Genomic DNA, 14,605 nt, shown 5'->3' with positions numbered 1-14,605 from the left:
ACTTTCAATTATGCTTTAGCATGAAAGGCCCAACAATGAATTTTCTCAGTTCCACCTTCAATGAAAGGGACAATTTTTGAAAAAACGGCATGGTCGGTGCTTCTTCTTAGCTTTTTTAAAACATGATAATGAGCTTTTGTTGGAAGCTCGAACATTTCAACGTATAAAAACGGTTGGTCTGACGCAACAAACCACTGAATGTTAGTTGCCTCATATTCAGGTAAAATCGCTAAAATGTCTTCCATCGCTTGCTCATATTCCTTAAGATTTTCTTGTTTAATTTTATACTCCATGAAAATTTGTAAAGAATCAGTCACTTTTTTTCCTTCTCTCTTTTGATATATGAAAAAATCGGGTATAACTAAAGTATGGTAAAAAAAGAATAAGGTACAAACTATTGAAGACCCGCTTAAGGAGGAAACAAACAATGGATACTGCCACACATGTAGTCATGGGAATTACCCTAGGCGGACTTGCTACCCTTGATCCCATTATTGCAAATGACCCAGCAATGACTTCAGCTGTAATGCTTGCTACGATTGTCGGTTCTCAGGCTCCTGATTTTGACACAGTATTAAAATTAAAAAATAATGCAACATATATAAGAAACCATCGAGGAATTACTCATTCTCTTCCAGCAATCGTAATTTGGCCTTTTATTATTGTTGGTGGAATTGCAATGGTAAATCCAGAAATTAATTATTTGCACTTATGGCTTTGGACTTTTCTAGCTGTCTTTTTACATGTGTTTGTTGATATTTTTAATGCTTATGGAACACAAGCACTTCGACCCATTTCAAATCGCTGGGTCGCACTTGGTATTATTTATATTTTTGACCCCTTTATCTTTCTTTCGCATACAGTTGCGATTTTCGCTTGGGGGGCTGGTGCAAATCCAGGAATGACATTTTTCATTCTGTATGCCGTAAATATCGTGTATTATCTCTGGAGAATCGGCGCGAAACAAAAGGTCGTTTCACATGCTAAATCCATTATACCAGATGCAACACATGTTTTTGTGTCGCCTACAATTAAGTGGAGTCAATGGCATCTTGTCATTCGGACACCGGAAAAAATGCATGTTGCGCAATCACGAAATCACGAGATACACTTTTTTGAAACGTATCCTTTTGTTCCAATTCCAAGCGAGCCTGTGATCAATGCGGCCCGAGAAGATAAAAACCTCCACGCCTTTTTGTCTTTTTCCCCAGCTTACCGTTGGGAAAAAGAAGAAAAAGAAGATGGAGTCATGGAAGTTCGCTTTATTGATTTACGCTATCGCAGTAAAGGACATTATCCTTTTGTTGCGATTGTGCAGCTTGACCGTAATTTAAAAGTGATTAGCTCTTATACCGGATGGGTCTTTAGTGAAGACAAACTTCAAAGAAAGCTCCAACTCGCGGTACAAGAATAAAAGCGACACCGTCGTCTTTTATTGATTACAAGGTGTGAAGCCACTGCCTGGTGTTAAGGTTTCTACAAGTGCTTTTCTTGTAGAAACCGAGCAGTGTGCGAAGCCCTTGCTCATCCTTGAATAACCTACTGTTCTACACGGCTTTCCTTTCAATTTAATGCTTTAGATGGTCGTCCTTTTGCAGATGGGCGAATTTTTTATTTTTTATTTCAAATTGATGAAGTTTATCACCGTATTGTTCAATATAATGTAAAACAACCTTTTCAGTCATTTCTTGACCTTTATATTCTCTTCCCGCTTTGGCGTAGGTTGCCTCAAAGTCTTCCCACAAGCTTTCTACCCACGCTCTTGCTTGACCGTATGAAAGATTTTCATTTTTTTCGAGTAGTTGGTTAGCTAACTTTTCAAAGCGTTCATTCATTTTATTTTCCCACTCCTAACAATTATTTTCATCTATAAGAGTTGATTTTTCATCAAATACTAAAGGATGAACCGATTAGAAAGGAGGGTTACTTCATGGTACGTAACAAAGAAAAAGGCTTTCCTAATCGGATTTCATTTGACGGCGAACCATTTGCTAAGGCGAAGTATGCTTCAAAGCGTCCAGATGGTACAACTCGTGACCATCCACAAGAACGGATGCAAGACTCTACAGAAAAAAGAAAATAGCAGCATACTGTAGTTTGGACAAATTCAGGAGGTGCTTTCGATGAGTAAAGCAAAAAGGAAAAATACAGTGATGAATGACCCTTTTCAATCTCCACGAGCAAATCCAAAACATGCAGCACATCAAGTAAATGGTGAAACCGAGGTTACTCTTCACAACTATATTACCTTGATTCATAAAAGAAAAGGGTAATACATCTTCTGCTTATCCTACTGTGAGACTATACTCACAGTAGGGTTTTTTTTATATTTTTAAAAGAGATATTGGAATTCCTTCGATTTCTTTGCTTCCATTCCGGTATCCCCATGCGAAACGACCATTCATATATTCAACAGTAAAAGTAGATTGTTCATCAACAAAAGAATAGGTCGTCCCCGCAATCACTTGGCTCGGGTCCATTAAGTACGCTTTTGCCATAATTACTTTTCTTTCGTAAACCGCAAATTCAGAGGCCATTCCCATTTGTTCCGCTTTTTTGGCTTTTTCATTTAATTGCCTAATTTCTTGCTGTAATTCGAATTCACTCATCTCACTATATCGTTTTTCCATCTTTTTCTCTCCCCTTTTTACAAAAACACATAGGCGAATATCAGTCCAATGACGCCAGAAAATATAACATAATAGAGCATTGGAAGAAGCGTGACCCTAATAATTGCTCCTTCTTTTCCTAATAACCCAACGACAGACGCTGCAGCTACCACGTTTAAGACACAAATCATGTTTCCTCCATTTGAGCCAAGCACCTGTAATGCAATCACTAATGTTGGGTCAAGGCCTGACTGGTCAGCGACACTAAATTGGAAAAGCGAAAACATCATATTGCTAAAGGTCGCACTTCCTGAGATAAAAGACCCAAGCGCACCAATAAACGGAGCAACAAGTGGCCAAGAGCCACCAAAAACTTCAGCTGCCCCTTTCGCTAATTCCATTGGCATACTTTCAAATCCACTTGCATTTACACCAGAGTTAATAAAAATTCGAACCATTGGCACCGCTGTAAATAATGTAACCGCAGTTCCTGCTAACGCTAAACTTGAGCTTCTAAGCGCATGCATATATTTTTGAACCTTCATTTGATGAATGATAATTGTAAGCAAAGATACAATGACAAAAATCGTACCCGGTAAGTATAATGGCTCAAGACTTGTACTTATCTCGGTACCAAAAATATTCGTCCATGATATTTTCATTGAACGTAACCATGCTTTAATTGGAAGCACATCTAGTCTTGTAAGTACTAAAAATACACCAACTAAAATATAAGGTATCCAAGCTACACCTACTGACAGTTTACGCTTTTTCGGAGTATCTTCTGATGGAACCAATTTTCCAATCCATTCAGGCAACCAGCGTTCTCTTTTTGGAAAGTCCCAACTCGTTTTCGGTTGTAGCCAGCCCTTTTTTATTATAATAATGACAATGACTAACCCAAACAGCCCACCAAAAATTGACGGGAATTCTGGTCCTAAAAAGAGTGCTACAAGAAATGCTGGAATCGTAAAAGCAAAGCCCGCAAAAAGAGCAAACTTCCATACTTGTAATCCTTCTTTCCACGAACGGTTTTCACCAAAGAAGCGAGTCATCAACATCACGAGTAAAAGGGGCATCAATGTCCCCACAAAAATATCAATCATCATGACTTGAGCTCCGACCGTTTTGATAAAAGCCGGAAATTCTGCTTCACTCATATAATTTGAAACAATAGGAGCTATCGTTGCCCCTTCTTGAAGTCCTTGAGCAACGCCTACATTAATTGGTGTTCCAACTGCTCCAAATGAGACAGGACTGCTATCGGCAACTAATGCTAACACAACAGCTGCCATCGGTGGAAATCCAAGGGCCACTAATAACGGAGCAGCAATGGCCGCAGGTGTACCAAAGCCTGCAGCACCCTCTATAAATGCGCCAAATAACCAAGCAATTAATAAAAGCTGAACGCGCCGATCTGAACTGATGCCCATAAAGTTTGTCCGAATCGTATCAATCGCACCACTTATTTGTAACGTATTCAGTAAAAGGATCGCACCAAAGATGATATATAAAATCGAAACACCTATGAGCACTCCTTCGGCTGTTGCTGCTACCACTTGGATAAAGGGAACTTTCCAATAGGTTAAAGCTAATATTGCCGTCGCCAGTAAGCTTATTGGCATTGCCTTAATGGCGGGAAGCCGCAGGATAACAAGAAATAACATCACTGAAATGATTGGAGTTAACGCAATAATAATATTCATACAATAGATCCTCCATTTTATAAGAGCTCTTTTTATCTTTTCCTACTTTGCAAATTCTACTGTTGTAATCCATTATCATTATTTAAGTAGTTGTTAATTTTTGAAATTGGAAATCCCTTTCGATAAAGCCATTGCTTCATTTTATCGTTATATTCTCTACCTTCATATCGCTGAAACTTCCTTTTAGCTTTTTCAAATTGGTAAAGAAACGCTTCTTCTTCTTGTTGTTCATCTACATCGGTTTCTTTTTGTTGCCTAACAAATTCGAGACAATCAAACGAAAAGCCTTTACTTGCGATAAATGCATTCAACTTTTGTTTCCTGATTTGAAATGAATCTTTTATATATTTTTTTTGTTGTTTTTCAAGTAAGGTCTTTACCTTTTCTGTCTGGAGATCATACGTATATTGTTGGAGAGCAGTTTCTATGTAGTGAGCAGAGACACCTTTTTCTTTTAACTCTCTTTCTATAAGAAGTGGACCTTTATCACTTGTACAGATTCGTGTTCGAACAAAGGCATTGGCAAATTCAAGATCATTAATATATCCATGTGCTATAAGCCTTGCACCTACTTCGTTAATAATATTACGCTCATGCTCTTTCGTCGCTAGATAAAGGTCAACTTCTTTCAATGACCGCAACCGGTAAGATAAGAACACAATCGCTTGGTTATATGCTTTTTTTATTTGGTCTTCATATAGGACTGATTTTATTTTTTCCTCATCAATTTCGATTCCTTTTCGTAAACCAAATGTTATTAATACTCCTTCATCCACACTAAAACCGTACTCTTCTCCGTTCCCCTTATCGATAAAGATGGAGTACCGTTCTTTATTTTTCTTTTGGACTGAAATTTTTGTGATAACAGCCATAACACCCCACCTTGTCCTACCGAAGTTTTCCTTTATTTTATCTTGAACTACCCACCACTCAACTACTCTAGCGAGCTGTTTGAAGTGGGGGATTTCTAAGAACACCGGTGTACCCACCAGTTATGGATTAGACTATCCCCGTCGCACCGACGGTTAGAAGTCTATTCGCTTCGTTTTTTAAATTGATTCCTGCGTTAATATCGCGGTCGTGATAGGTGCCACAAACACACGTCCATTCACGCAACCCTTGATCTTTAACGGCTTTATTTTTGTATCCGCAACTCGTTCACAACTGTGAGCTAGGGAAGGTTTTACTCACTTCCACGACTGTCTTCCCATACCATTCAGCCTTGTACACTAACATCGTTTTGAATTTGTACCAAGACACATCGGCTATAGCTTTTGCGTTCTTCTTATTTTTCATCAGATTGGTTATTTGCAGACTCTCTATCCCGATAATATCGTGGTTTTTGATAATATCCGTAGAGGTTTTATGCAAAAAGTCTGAACGCTTGTTTTCAACTTTTTCGTGAATTCGAGCCACTTTCATTCGTTGTTTGTTCCAATTATTAGAACCAATTACTCGCCTTGAAAGGACTTGCTGAGCCTTTACTAACTTTTGTTCCAGTACTTTAAAGTAACGATTGTTTTTGTATTTTGTTCCATCTGACAGAATAGCGAAGTGTGTTAACCCAAGATCCACTCCAATGCTAGAGTTTGTTTTTGGAAGTTCGACTACTTCGGTTTCGGCTAAAATAGAGACAAAATATTTTCCACTAGGATTACGTCTAATGGTTGCGTTAATAATCCGACCAGCTACTTCACGACTTTTGGCAAACCGAACAAGCCCAACCTTCGGCAACTTAATGTGATTATCAAGGAGTGCGATATTTCCATTCGTTTGTTTTGTGGCATAGGTCTGTACCTTGTTCTTTTTGCTTTTAAACTTAGGGGCTTTGTTTTGTTTTTTGTAATATCGTTGATAAGCATCAGCCATATTTTCAACCGATTTTTGAAGCGAAATACTATCGACTTCTTTTAAAAAATGATAGTGTTCTTTCAGCTGTCGGACAGCTTTAACCGACTCGTACCGATTGAAAAATTCACCTTTCCAATGATTTGCCGATAGTTGACCGTTTTGCACCATTTCTTCGACAACATACCAGTAGCTATCTTTTTGCTTTTGCTTATTGAGGAAGAAATTGAACACAAATCTGGAGCAACCAATCGTCTTGTTAATGAGTTCCGCCTGTTTTTTCGTAGGAAAGATTCGAAACCTAAACGATTTTTTCACTACCACAGAATTCACCTCACACCAAAGGAACGTTTGTTCTAATTATACCATATAAGTCTATGTTTTGGCTATCGCCAACCGCCATTCATCTCCCCCTTATCGCTGGGCTAAAAGCCCTTCTTGCGATTGAAGTGGGAGTCTTCTGTCGGAAAAGATAAACTCAGATAAAAAAGAAGGATTCAAGTACAATTACGTTTAAATAGAACAGTAATCGGCAAAGGATCTAAAAAACATTATGAAATAGTAGGTGACCAATATGAGAGTAGCTATCGCTGGAGGAACTGGTTTAATTGGAAGAGCTCTAACCAATGTATTAGTTGAAAAAGGCCATGAGGTCTTTATTTTAACACGAAAGAAAAAAGAAAATGAAAAACATGTTCAATATGTACAATGGATGACACCTGAAAGCACCCCTGAAAAGGAATTAACAAACATAGATGCCTTAGTAAATCTTGCAGGAGAATCAATCGGAGCAAAGCGGTGGACAAAAGAAAGAAAACAACAAATTCTCAATAGTCGAATTGACGCGACCCGAGAAACAATTGCTCTGCTTAAAAAATTATCTCCTACACCTCCTGTATTAATCAATTCCTCAGCCATTGGTTATTACGGGGATTCAGAGACAGAAACGTTTACAGAGGAATCCAAGCCAGCCAATTCTAATTATTTACAAGAGGTTTGCCGAGTTTGGGAAGAAGAAGCAAAAAAAGCCGAAGACATTGGAGTTCGTACGGTAATCGTAAGAACTGGCCTTGTCTTGGACAGCCAGGAAGGTGCCCTGCCAAGCATCCTTTTACCATATCGCCTCTTTGCTGGTGGAACGGTTGGATCTGGGAGACAGTGGGTATCTTGGATACATATCGATGATGCAGCACGACTGTTACTATTTGCAATAGAAAAAGACATCAATGGTGTCATTAATCTTACCGCACCACATCCTGTTACGATGAAAAAATTCGGCAAAACAGTTGGAAAAGTGTTACAACGACCGCACTGGTTCCCTGTACCATCATTTGCTTTTCAGTTGCTCCTTGGAGAAATGAGTACTTTACTTCTAGATGGTAAAAAAGTACTACCGAAACAAGCACTCGAGGCCGGATTTAGCTTTAAATATCAGGACCTTTATAGTGCTTTACAAGACCTTACAAAGCCTTAAAATTTTTAGTAAAAATTTCATAAGAAAATTATAAAAAAAGAGTTCCCTTTTTAGATAAAAACCATTAATATATAGTAGTATTATTCAGCATATCAGAGTAATAATAAGTAATAAGCAATTATTTTAACCAAAACCACTAATTATTCTGAAAAATTGCACGTTTTTGCTGAAATTTGATGATTTTTAATGAAATATGGGAAGGCAATTGGTGCGCCACCAGCAAAGCTGGTTCTAGTGGGTTCGATTCCCACCCCGAATTTGATTTCGAAATTAAATTCGAGGGTGGGATTTTTTTGATCTCCCCTCATAACAAAGGAGGGTTTACCATGTTGAAAAAAAGAGAGCTCACTGATTGCCATGCACTTTACGATTTGATGATCGACCCTGCCGTTTTCCCATTCGTGCGTCAAAAAGCTTACTCTTACGACGAGTTTGTGTTTTTAACAAAACAAACGATTGAAGCAGAAGAAAGAGGAGAATTAATATCTCGGACCATTCTTGACGAATGGGGCAATCCGATCGGAACGATTAATTTGTTTGACATTCAACACCATAGTGGGTTTTTAGGAACTTGGCTTGGCAAACCCTACTTTGGAAAAGGCTATAACTCAATTGCAAAAGATTCTTTCTTTGATGAGTTATTTTTTGAGCAAAACATTCAAACTGTTTTTATGAGAATTCGAAATGAAAATGTTCGTTCAAAAAAAGCAGCAGAAAAGCTACCTTACTGTACGTTTGCCAATGAAGTGCGCTCAGATATTTATAATCAATTAAATCAAAATGGAAAAATATACGATTTATATCAAATTGAAAAAGACCATTATCACCTTCACTTCATGAGACAAGAACAACTATTTGCCGAAGAAGCAAAAGAAGCATAAGAAAAAACCGCAAAGCGGTCTTTTCTTAGAAGCACTGTGCGAAGCCGCTACCTTCTTTTAAAGTCAAACAAAAGTGGGGTTCTTTTGTTTGACGCGTAGCGAGCGAAGCCAGTGCTCTTCCTCGAATGACTCCCAAATTGTAAATCCATCACTCGATACGAAGATACCAGAAAAGAAAAATCTTTTCTGGTATCTTTTTTTTGGAATATTTTCACTTTTTATTGTTGAAACTAATCCTGTTAGGAGGGATGGGTCATGGAAAAGAAACGACGGGATAAAGACGAAAAACGTTTTTTACGAAAAGCCCAAGAAGTTCGTTATCAGTCTGACTTTAAAGCAGCCGACCGAGCAGCTGAACGTCACAACGGATAACTCCGAAGAAAATTGCTTTGCGGTCTTTCATAATAACTGATACACATAAAAAGACAACTCTTATCCAAACTAATGTCAGATGAACATCAACGGTTCATCAACTAGTTGAAGGTAAGGAGGAATTAAAATGGCTAAGAAAAACCGAAACAACGATGCACCTGCCATTAATGGAGTCGACGGCGAAGACGTAGAATACTCAGCCGAACTTGCAGACCAAGACGACATCGAAGCAAGAGAACGCGCTGAAGCAGCTGACCGCAGAGCCAAAAACAGAAAAGATATTTAAGAAGAGCGACCCCAAAAGGTCGCTTTTTTCATTGGTTACGGTGTTCATTTCACTCGTGAACGACTTCTTGGTGCCGTTTTTCCTTGAGTCGGTCGTTCATTTTGCTTATGAACGACCTTTTAATGCTGATTCTTCTTGCTTCCGTCGTTCATCAGGCCGATGAACGACCTTTTACTGCCTTTCCTTCTTCCTTTCGTCGTTCATCAGGCCGATGAACGACCTTTCACTGCTTTTCCTTCTTCCTTCCGTCGTTCATCAAGCCGATGAACGACCTTTCACTGCTGATTCCTCTTCCTTTCGTCCTTCATCAGGCCGATGAACGACCTTTCACTGCTTTTTCTTCTTCCTTCCGTCGTTCATCAGGCCGATGAACGACCTTTTACTGCCTTTCCTTCTTCCTTTCGTCGTTCATCAAGCCGATGAACGCCCTTGCTATTCCTGCACCGTCCCTTTTTCTTCTTCATAGACCGAAGCCCTCAAACACTGTACGAATTATTGACATATCCCCCGATATTCCAACAATAATCGCGTACAATACTCCTCCTTATTCAGGCGCTTACCTTTTTTTATAAAAAAATCAAGTGTTTTTTCCAAAAAAGCAAATACACTTAAATCCCTTGCTATCATTGAGATAGACACACCTCCCTTTTTTCTTCCAATTTTCATATTGAGAGAAATCATTACAATACATAAGGATATTGAAAGAGCAGTGCTCTTATTTAAGGTGACCACTGTTCACCCTTGTTTATCATGAATAATCACGTTTAAACTGGTTTGATTAAAAAGGAGGACCCCCTTATTATATTGTTATGCCAAAGCAAATTAGAAAAACTTGGGTTGTCTCAAGTTCATCTAATAATGCCTTACTTCTTAAAAAACAAATTGAAGGAGGAAATTGCTATTAATTCTCAATTAACTATAGTTGTAGGTGATAATCGATGACACCAGACACCGCAACAGTATCAAGTAATGTATTAGGAACTTTAACGTTGGAGAAGCCAACGGTTGAAGATGGAGCAGCAATGTGGGAGTTAGTAAATAATTCTACTCTTGATTTAAATTCTTCATATAAATACATTATGATGTGTGAATTTTTCGCAGAAACATGTGTTGTTGCAAAAGAAAACGATAAGGTTGTAGGGTTTGTTACTGCTTTTATACCTCCTGAGCGCCAAGATGTAGTCTTTGTTTGGCAAATTGGTGTAGATGCCTCACAGCGTGGTAAAGGTGTTGCTTCAAAAATCCTTAACGAACTACTCTCCAGAGAGGCTTGCAAAGATGTTCGTTATGTCGAAGCTACCGTCACACCTTCAAACAACGCGTCCAAGTCACTATTCCGTCGGTTAGCAAAAGACTATAAAACAGATTGTGAAATACTCGAATGTTTCTCTGAAGATTTATTTCCGGGTGATGACCATGAGGCGGAGCTTACTTTCCGTGTAGGTCCTATTAAAAAATAGCTTTATCCCATCGTAATAAATTCGTTCGACAATCAGAAAAAATTTCGATAATTCCAAGGAGGAAATATAAAAGTATGAATACAAATGATTTAAGCATTTTTGAACAGTTAGAGTCTGAGGTACGCAGTTATGTTCGTGGTTTTCCAACCGTCTTCACAAAAGCAAAAGGATATAAAATGTGGGATGAAGCTGGAAAAGAGTACATTGACTTCTTTGCTGGAGCAGGAGCGTTAAACTACGGTCACAACGACCCAAAAATGAAAGCAAAGCTAGTTGATTATATTTTAAATGATGGCATTACACATTCACTTGATATGGCAACTTCTGCTAAAGCTGAGTTTTTGCATAAATTCAACGATGTGATTTTAAAACCTAGAAACTTAGATTACAAAGTCATGTTTCCGGGTCCAACAGGAACGAACACAGTAGAGAGTGCATTAAAATTAGCTCGTAAAGTGACAGGAAGAACAGATGTCATCAGTTTTACCAATGGTTTCCACGGTATGACAATCGGTGCGTTGTCAGTAACAGGTAATTCATTTAAGCGCAAAGGCGCAGGTATTCCGTTACAGCATGTTGTAACGATGCCATATGATAGCTTTGTTAACGATGATCTCGACACTCTGGAGTATCTCGAACGCTTCTTAGAAGATAATGGTAGTGGAGTTGCGATTCCAGCTGCTATGATTCTCGAGACAGTCCAAGGTGAAGGCGGTATTAATGCCGCAAGATTCGAGTGGTTAAAACGCGTGGAAGATATTTGTAAGCGCTGGGGTATTCTTTTAATTGTTGACGATGTGCAAGCTGGCGTCGGTCGAACAGGTTCATTTTTCTCTTTTGAAGAAGCAGGAATTTCACCTGACATCGTTTGTTTATCCAAGTCAATCGGTGGAATGGGCCTTCCATTAGCATTAACTTTATTTAAACCAAAATATGATATTTGGGGACCAGGTGAGCATAACGGTACATTCCGTGGAAATAATCATGCGTTTGTTACAGCAACGGAGTCTTTATCTTACTGGGAAGATCCTCAATTTGAAGCAAGCATTAAAGAAAAGTCAGCTAAGATTACAACATTCTTAGAAGGCCTTGTTGCAAAATATCCAGAAATAAAAGGCGAAGTACGTGGCCGTGGCTTTATGCAAGGTATCGCCACTGACATCGATGGGTTTGCTTCAAGTGTCGCACAAGGTGCATTCGAAAGAGGCTTAATCATGGAAACGTCTGGGCCTAAAGACGAAGTATTTAAGCTATTCCCTCCTATCACAATTGATAATGAAGGATTAGAACAAGGCTTCGCCATTATCGAAGAAAGCGTTAAAGCACTAATTCAAAGTAAAGAACTTGTTACATCTTAACAGGAGGCGAAAACGATGAAAGTAGTGAAACTAGAAGATATCATTGGTACAGAACAAGACATTGAAGGTGGTAATTGGAACAGTCGTCGCCTTATCTTAAAAAAGGATAACATGGGTTATTCCGTTCACGATACGATTATCCGTGCGGGTACGGAAACACATATTTGGTATCAAAATCACTTAGAAGCTGTGTATTGCATTGAAGGTGAAGGTGAAGTTGAAACGTTAGCAGACAACAAAGTTCACCCCATCTCAGCGAACACACTTTATGCTCTTGATGAGCATGATGAGCACCTTCTTCGTGCAAAAACAGATATGCGTATGATTTGTGTTTTTAATCCTCCTATTACAGGACGCGAAGTTCATGATGAAAATGGTGTATACCCTGCTGATACGGAAGAAGAAGCAAAAGCATAATATACAAATGACCCTCTATTTTGAGGGTCATTTTTCTTTTTTGTATAATATGGTAGACTTAAAGAAAATAATAAAATCCCCATTCCTTTGGAAGGAGCTCAACCTATGGACGTCGTTGTTGTTTTCGGTATCTTCATCATTTTTGGTATTGGTTTATTCGTCTTAAATATTGTCACGAGCATTTGGGCTTATCGCGATTCCATTGCCAATGGCAATAGTAAAGAGTTTGCATTACTGGTGTTACTTGGTACTTTATTTTTCCCCGTTGTTGGTCTTATTGTTTATTTAATTATTCGTAAAACCTAGAAGCAACTTGCACAGGGCACTGAAAAAATGAGCTTGTTACCTTTTTTCAATGCCCTCATACGGTCTGTCCTACCCCAGTTTAGTCCAGTATTCCCCCTAGCCTTGCCTTAACTGCTCGTTTCATATCTGTATGTACAACATTCATGTGTTCAAATTCTGTATCTTCCCCAAGCTCTCCATAATTAATGATTTCATCTATCTCCAAAGTAAACCTTGTGTTAAAGTCACCAATATAGTATTCGCCATCCGGATTCTCTCTTAAATAAAGGACATACTCGATTCCTTTTTCTAATTCTACGTATTGATAAGGAATACGTTTGTATTTACTTCCATCTTTATTTGTAATGATTGACAGTGGCTCGATAATTGAAATCTGTTTATTCTTTTTTATATCAAACGCTGGTGGACTTTTTACCACTTCACTAATGATTATAGGTGTGAGCGTATAATAATCTACCATCGCTTCGGGTAAATCTGACTCTGGTGAAGAATAATATTCAACTATATGTTCTCTATCTTCAAAACATATATCCGTTTTTGCAACAACCACAAGGTCCGCATCGTTAAATAATTCCGCCTCATCCTCATACAATTTATAATTTGGATAACTATACCCTGTTTTAATATCCTCATCCAAGGAACAAACTTGCTTATCATTGTTCGATTGAAAAGGATTGCAACCAACTATCGTTAACACCGCTAGTAGAAAAATAGATAATATGATGATTCCTTGTTTTTTCATAGTGTCCCCCAGATTATATTTGGTCATTAGAAGAACGCTGTTCGAGCTTTTCGAATACTAGGCCACCAGCATAAATGAAGTTGTCTTCTTCTCCATTTATTGAGTATATGATAACTGTTGATTCTCCATCTTTTGTTTGAATATATCTCAGTTGTTCTTCACCTTCAACAATCGTAAAATTTATTTCTCCGATATCAGTTCCAATATCTACTTCTGTTATTTTTATAGATTTTTCTTCTGAATAACCATACGGCTCGTCCTCCCAATAAATCACGTTAGTTTCCTTAAGAGAAACTTGTTGCTGTTGTTCAGTAGTCATAGAACAACCTGCTACTAAAAGAATACAAGTTAAAAACAGCATAAATAATTTCTTATTCATTCCATAAACCTCCCCAATTTTATTGAAACATGAAAACCAACCTAGTTCTAGGTAAGTAGAGCTTTAGTAGATTCATATTAACATATATTTACATAAATAAACCTTCGAAATAGTCAGATAGTTTAGTTTTTGGAGTGTGCTATATACTTTCGAAGTAAGTATATACCTCAATATTGATTAAATAGAGACAAAAGAGTTGGAACAAAAGGTTACCTTTTGTTCCAACTCTACTTCTTATTGTTCTACTCTTTTTTTACCTGCTTCGGTAACTGCTTTTTTCCGTACCATCGTCTTAATTTTTTCGACTGGTCGAAAACGTAAGGCAGACCAATCTTCATCAATTGCCACCTGACGCACGGGTTCGAATCCCTTATCTGCTAATAGTTCGGCTACCTTATCGCGACTGCTGTTTGAGCCTTTGTAGGTCTTTGATGATTTTTTGGGATAGCATAACCATAACAGTCCATCATCCTCTAACACTTCAACAGCTTTATCCGCAAGCGTCTTTATTTCTTCATTGGACACACCGAAGATTTGGATAAATGGATAGACTGATTCTATGACTTCCGTATGTATAGGTGTCACGAATGCTTGTTTAATTTCTTCATATTCTTTAGGTGCATTTAAAATTAAAAATGGGCTTTCTTGTTTTTTTATTTGTAGTTTTTTCAATACTGAGTGTAACTCTGTCATTTCATAGCCCCCTTTGATTATGATTGCAATGGCTCCATTCGTTGCTAGCCTGCTACGATAAACCCACTCGTAGC

At 38.2% G+C, this 14,605-nt stretch carries 19 protein-coding genes and 1 pseudogene; 11 read left to right on the top strand and 9 right to left on the bottom strand.

The genetic code is table 11. From position 1 onward, the window contains the following. Nucleotides 1-8 precede the first annotated feature (8 nt). Entirely contained in the window at nt 9-317 is a 309-nt protein-coding gene (locus BK585_RS03575; RefSeq protein ID WP_078551899.1) for a hypothetical protein, read from the bottom strand. A gap of 110 nt (nt 318-427) precedes the next feature. Between BK585_RS03575 and BK585_RS03570 the strand changes: the two genes are divergently transcribed. Next, nucleotides 428-1,414 (top strand): metal-dependent hydrolase, encoded by a 987-nt coding sequence (locus tag BK585_RS03570; protein WP_078551898.1) that lies wholly within the window; start codon nt 428-430, stop codon nt 1,412-1,414. A 154-nt stretch (nt 1,415-1,568) separates the two neighbouring features. Here the strand turns inward: BK585_RS03570 and BK585_RS03565 are convergent, their stop codons facing one another. Further along, nucleotides 1,569-1,835, bottom strand: a complete 267-nt coding sequence (locus tag BK585_RS03565) for a YfhJ family protein (protein ID WP_078551896.1) — start codon at nt 1,833-1,835, stop codon at nt 1,569-1,571. Between the two features lie 95 nt (nt 1,836-1,930). Between BK585_RS03565 and sspK the strand changes: the two genes are divergently transcribed. Beyond that, a complete protein-coding gene (sspK, locus tag BK585_RS03560) occupies nt 1,931-2,083 on the top strand; it encodes a small, acid-soluble spore protein K (RefSeq protein WP_078551894.1) in 153 nt (50 codons plus the stop codon). Between the two features lie 40 nt (nt 2,084-2,123). Continuing rightward, nucleotides 2,124-2,273, top strand: coding sequence for a YpzG family protein (locus BK585_RS03555; RefSeq protein WP_078551892.1), 150 nt, complete (start codon nt 2,124-2,126; stop codon nt 2,271-2,273). A gap of 51 nt (nt 2,274-2,324) precedes the next feature. On the opposite strand, the gene BK585_RS03550 is transcribed toward BK585_RS03555, so the two are convergent. The 4 genes and pseudogenes from BK585_RS03550 to tnpB form a co-directional block, all read right to left on the bottom strand. Beyond that, nucleotides 2,325-2,630: a YfhH family protein gene (locus BK585_RS03550; RefSeq protein ID WP_078551890.1), complete on the bottom strand. Its 306-nt coding sequence runs from the start codon at nt 2,628-2,630 to the stop codon at nt 2,325-2,327. A 17-nt stretch (nt 2,631-2,647) separates the two neighbouring features. After that, nucleotides 2,648-4,315, bottom strand: coding sequence for an L-lactate permease (locus tag BK585_RS03545; RefSeq protein ID WP_078551888.1), 1,668 nt, complete (start codon nt 4,313-4,315; stop codon nt 2,648-2,650). A 56-nt stretch (nt 4,316-4,371) separates the two neighbouring features. Continuing rightward, on the bottom strand, nt 4,372-5,187 hold the full coding sequence (gene recX, locus BK585_RS03540; RefSeq protein ID WP_078551886.1) for a recombination regulator RecX: 816 nt from the start codon (nt 5,185-5,187) through the stop codon (nt 4,372-4,374). 127 nt (nt 5,188-5,314) lie between these two features. Continuing rightward, nucleotides 5,315-6,481: pseudogene (gene tnpB / locus BK585_RS03535) on the bottom strand (IS200/IS605 family element RNA-guided endonuclease TnpB). A gap of 256 nt (nt 6,482-6,737) precedes the next feature. On the opposite strand from tnpB, the gene BK585_RS03530 reads away from it, so the two are divergent. From BK585_RS03530 to BK585_RS03495, 8 genes are all read left to right on the top strand, one after another. Then, nucleotides 6,738-7,637 carry a TIGR01777 family oxidoreductase gene (locus BK585_RS03530; protein ID WP_078551884.1) on the top strand — a complete coding sequence of 300 codons (900 nt, stop codon included), beginning with the start codon at nt 6,738-6,740 and terminating at the stop codon, nt 7,635-7,637. 326 nt (nt 7,638-7,963) lie between these two features. After that, entirely contained in the window at nt 7,964-8,518 is a 555-nt protein-coding gene (locus tag BK585_RS03525) for a GNAT family N-acetyltransferase (RefSeq protein WP_078551882.1), read from the top strand. Between the two features lie 255 nt (nt 8,519-8,773). Beyond that, a complete protein-coding gene (locus BK585_RS03520; RefSeq protein WP_078551880.1) occupies nt 8,774-8,890 on the top strand; it encodes a YfhE family protein in 117 nt (38 codons plus the stop codon). Nucleotides 8,891-9,017: 127 nt separating this feature from the next. Further along, nucleotides 9,018-9,176 (top strand): YfhD family protein, encoded by a 159-nt coding sequence (locus BK585_RS03515; protein WP_078551878.1) that lies wholly within the window; start codon nt 9,018-9,020, stop codon nt 9,174-9,176. A gap of 938 nt (nt 9,177-10,114) precedes the next feature. Beyond that, nucleotides 10,115-10,636, top strand: coding sequence for a diaminobutyrate acetyltransferase (ectA, locus tag BK585_RS03510; RefSeq protein ID WP_078551877.1), 522 nt, complete (start codon nt 10,115-10,117; stop codon nt 10,634-10,636). A 74-nt stretch (nt 10,637-10,710) separates the two neighbouring features. Next, on the top strand, nt 10,711-11,994 hold the full coding sequence (gene ectB, locus BK585_RS03505; RefSeq protein WP_078551875.1) for a diaminobutyrate--2-oxoglutarate transaminase: 1,284 nt from the start codon (nt 10,711-10,713) through the stop codon (nt 11,992-11,994). Nucleotides 11,995-12,009: 15 nt separating this feature from the next. Next, on the top strand, nt 12,010-12,411 hold the full coding sequence (locus BK585_RS03500; RefSeq protein ID WP_078551874.1) for an ectoine synthase: 402 nt from the start codon (nt 12,010-12,012) through the stop codon (nt 12,409-12,411). Between the two features lie 105 nt (nt 12,412-12,516). After that, nucleotides 12,517-12,717: a PLDc N-terminal domain-containing protein gene (locus BK585_RS03495; RefSeq protein WP_078551873.1), complete on the top strand. Its 201-nt coding sequence runs from the start codon at nt 12,517-12,519 to the stop codon at nt 12,715-12,717. A 79-nt stretch (nt 12,718-12,796) separates the two neighbouring features. Here BK585_RS03495 and BK585_RS03490 read toward each other — a convergent pair whose 3' ends face one another. The 3 genes from BK585_RS03490 to BK585_RS03480 all read right to left on the bottom strand — a co-directional run bounded on the left by BK585_RS03490 (nt 12,797) and on the right by BK585_RS03480 (nt 14,531). Then, on the bottom strand, nt 12,797-13,459 hold the full coding sequence (locus tag BK585_RS03490) for a hypothetical protein (protein WP_078551872.1): 663 nt from the start codon (nt 13,457-13,459) through the stop codon (nt 12,797-12,799). A gap of 13 nt (nt 13,460-13,472) precedes the next feature. Further along, nucleotides 13,473-13,838: a hypothetical protein gene (locus BK585_RS03485; protein WP_078551871.1), complete on the bottom strand. Its 366-nt coding sequence runs from the start codon at nt 13,836-13,838 to the stop codon at nt 13,473-13,475. Between the two features lie 234 nt (nt 13,839-14,072). Next, on the bottom strand, nt 14,073-14,531 hold the full coding sequence (locus tag BK585_RS03480) for a DUF3052 domain-containing protein (RefSeq protein WP_078551869.1): 459 nt from the start codon (nt 14,529-14,531) through the stop codon (nt 14,073-14,075). Nucleotides 14,532-14,605 lie beyond the last annotated feature (74 nt).

Source organism: Bacillus alkalicellulosilyticus (assembly GCF_002019795.1).
Lineage (GTDB): Bacteria > Bacillota > Bacilli > Bacillales > Bacillaceae_F > Bacillus_AO > Bacillus_AO alkalicellulosilyticum.
This window is presented reverse-complemented; position numbering and strand designations above follow the sequence as displayed.

What these genes read in the sequence shown, in the direction of transcription:
- BK585_RS03570 (WP_078551898.1), top strand. Translation starts at nt 428, where the DNA reads ATGGATACTGCCACACATGTAGTCATGGGAATTACCCTAGGCGGACTT.
- BK585_RS03565 (WP_078551896.1), bottom strand. Translation starts at nt 1,835, where the DNA reads ATGAATGAACGCTTTGAAAAGTTAGCTAACCAACTACTCGAAAAAAAT.
- sspK (WP_078551894.1), top strand. Translation starts at nt 1,931, where the DNA reads ATGGTACGTAACAAAGAAAAAGGCTTTCCTAATCGGATTTCATTTGAC.
- BK585_RS03555 (WP_078551892.1), top strand. Translation starts at nt 2,124, where the DNA reads ATGAGTAAAGCAAAAAGGAAAAATACAGTGATGAATGACCCTTTTCAA.
- BK585_RS03550 (WP_078551890.1), bottom strand. Translation starts at nt 2,630, where the DNA reads ATGGAAAAACGATATAGTGAGATGAGTGAATTCGAATTACAGCAAGAA.
- BK585_RS03545 (WP_078551888.1), bottom strand. Translation starts at nt 4,315, where the DNA reads ATGAATATTATTATTGCGTTAACTCCAATCATTTCAGTGATGTTATTT.
- recX (WP_078551886.1), bottom strand. Translation starts at nt 5,187, where the DNA reads ATGGCTGTTATCACAAAAATTTCAGTCCAAAAGAAAAATAAAGAACGG.
- BK585_RS03530 (WP_078551884.1), top strand. Translation starts at nt 6,738, where the DNA reads ATGAGAGTAGCTATCGCTGGAGGAACTGGTTTAATTGGAAGAGCTCTA.
- BK585_RS03525 (WP_078551882.1), top strand. Translation starts at nt 7,964, where the DNA reads ATGTTGAAAAAAAGAGAGCTCACTGATTGCCATGCACTTTACGATTTG.
- BK585_RS03520 (WP_078551880.1), top strand. Translation starts at nt 8,774, where the DNA reads ATGGAAAAGAAACGACGGGATAAAGACGAAAAACGTTTTTTACGAAAA.
- BK585_RS03515 (WP_078551878.1), top strand. Translation starts at nt 9,018, where the DNA reads ATGGCTAAGAAAAACCGAAACAACGATGCACCTGCCATTAATGGAGTC.
- ectA (WP_078551877.1), top strand. Translation starts at nt 10,115, where the DNA reads ATGACACCAGACACCGCAACAGTATCAAGTAATGTATTAGGAACTTTA.
- ectB (WP_078551875.1), top strand. Translation starts at nt 10,711, where the DNA reads ATGAATACAAATGATTTAAGCATTTTTGAACAGTTAGAGTCTGAGGTA.
- BK585_RS03500 (WP_078551874.1), top strand. Translation starts at nt 12,010, where the DNA reads ATGAAAGTAGTGAAACTAGAAGATATCATTGGTACAGAACAAGACATT.
- BK585_RS03495 (WP_078551873.1), top strand. Translation starts at nt 12,517, where the DNA reads ATGGACGTCGTTGTTGTTTTCGGTATCTTCATCATTTTTGGTATTGGT.
- BK585_RS03490 (WP_078551872.1), bottom strand. Translation starts at nt 13,459, where the DNA reads ATGAAAAAACAAGGAATCATCATATTATCTATTTTTCTACTAGCGGTG.
- BK585_RS03485 (WP_078551871.1), bottom strand. Translation starts at nt 13,838, where the DNA reads ATGAATAAGAAATTATTTATGCTGTTTTTAACTTGTATTCTTTTAGTA.
- BK585_RS03480 (WP_078551869.1), bottom strand. Translation starts at nt 14,531, where the DNA reads ATGACAGAGTTACACTCAGTATTGAAAAAACTACAAATAAAAAAACAA.